This window comes from Streptomyces sp. NPDC057654 (assembly GCF_042800135.1).
Classification (GTDB): Bacteria; Actinomycetota; Actinomycetes; order Streptomycetales; family Streptomycetaceae; genus Streptomyces.
The window spans coordinates 1-1,772 of the sequence record NZ_JBHVHQ010001259.1; the positions used below are offsets into that span (position 1 = coordinate 1).

At 72.5% G+C, this 1,772-nt stretch carries 2 protein-coding genes; both read left to right on the forward strand.

Annotation, left to right across the window (positions count from 1 at the left end; genetic code table 11):
- Positions 1-663: DUF6596 domain-containing protein (locus ACFU99_RS42640; protein ID WP_384403893.1), on the forward strand; the 663-nt coding region annotated here is incomplete at its 5' end.
- 192 nt (positions 664-855) lie between these two features.
- Positions 856-1,677, forward strand: coding sequence for an IclR family transcriptional regulator (locus ACFU99_RS42645; protein ID WP_384403896.1), 822 nt, complete (start codon positions 856-858; stop codon positions 1,675-1,677).
- Positions 1,678-1,772: the final 95 nt, after the last annotated feature.

A 1,772-nucleotide genomic window follows, 5' to 3' on the forward strand; every position in this document is an offset into this window, starting at 1 on the left:
ACCGTGCTCCGTGTCCTCTACCTGGTCTTCAACGAGGGCTACTCCGGCGACGTCGACCTCGCCGCCGAGGCCGTCCGGCTCACCCGGCAGCTCTCGGCCGCCGTAGACCACCCCGAAGCGACGGGCCTGCTGGCTCTGATGCTGCTGCACCACGCCCGCCGTCCGGCCCGGACCGCGCCGGACGGCGGCCTGGTGCCGCTCGCCGAGCAGGACCGCGGCCGGTGGGACACCGCCGCGATCGCCGAGGGCGTCGCGATCCTGCAAGCGGCCCTCGCCCGCGACCGGCTCGGCGAATACCAGGCCCAGGCCGCCATCGCGGCGCTCCACGCCGACGCGCCCACCGCCGAGGAGACCGACTGGGTGCAGATCGTCGAGTGGTACGACGAGCTGGCGCGCCTCACCGACAGCCCGCTCGTCCGCCTCAATCGCGCGGTCGCGGTGGGCGAGGCCGACGGCCCGCGCGCCGGTCTCACGGCCCTCGCCGCGCTGGACGGCTCGCTCCCGCGGTACGCCGCCGTGGCCGCGTACCTCCACGAACGCGACGGCGACCCGGCGACGGCGGCGCGCCTCTACGCGGAAGCCGCCGCCAAGGCCCCCAACCTCGCCGAACGCGACCATCTGACCCGCCAGGCCGCCCGCCTCAACACCGACGGCCGCCGCTGAGGGCGCCCCCAGCATCCGGTTCACAACCGCACAAGCGTTCAACGTGTTCACGCTCCCCCGTCCCCGCGCGCCTTCCGCCCGTGGGATGGGTGGTGCTTGATGGAGAGGAAACCCCCTCAGAACACGGTCTGCCGGGCGGATACGCACGGTGTGGCACAGGGCCGTGAAACAGGGAAAGGAGGTTTCCCACCGATGTACAAAAGCGTGTACGAACACGAACCGCCGCCCCTTTCCGCGCCCGTGACGGCCAATGGGGGGCGGCTGGCCGGCCGATTACTGAGCATCCTCAAAGCCGTCCGGGCGTGCGGCGAAACCGCCACGCTCACCCAGGTCGTCCAGCTCACCGGACTGGCCAAGACCACCGTCCACCGACTGCTGGCGGATTTGCAGGAGCTGGACATGGTGAGCCGGAACGGCGAGTGCTACCGACTGGGAACAGCGGTACGGGAACTGGCCGTATCCAGGGAGGAACAGCACACCAGATACCTCAGGTATGCGCTCAAACCGCTGCTGCTCCCCTTGTACGAGAAGACGCGGTACGTAGTCGGTCTCGGCGTGCAGCACAGGAACACCGTGCGCTTCATCGAGCTCATCTACAGCGAGCAGTACAGCCCCATGATCGGGCGGCTCGAAAAGCCGGTGCCACTGCTGGAGAGCGCCGCGGGAAAAGCCCTGCTGGCCTATCCCCCGGTGCAGTACGCACCGGGCCCCGGCCGGCGGGGCGGCGCCGAAACGCTCGCCGCGAAGTCGAGCCTCGGCACCGAGCTGGCCCGCATCCGCAGCCGCGGCATCGCCCTCGACGAACGCGACGCGCGGCTGGGCCTGTCCGCCGCGGCCACGCCCCTGTTCGGCCCGCGCGGGCAGCCGCTGGCGGCGCTCAGCATCGGCGCGGCCCCCGAAGTGTTCGACCTCGCGCGGGGATGCGCGCTGCTGCGGAACGCCGGACCGCACGCCCGCCGCATCCTCCAGCGGACACCGGTCGCCACCGGGTACCCGTGGGCGGGCAGCGGCTGAGACGGCGCCCATACCCGTACGGCCGCGGGGCCCGTACGACCGCCCGCGCCACCCGCACCACCCGCACCACCCGCGCGAGCAAGGCGGGCCGGCCC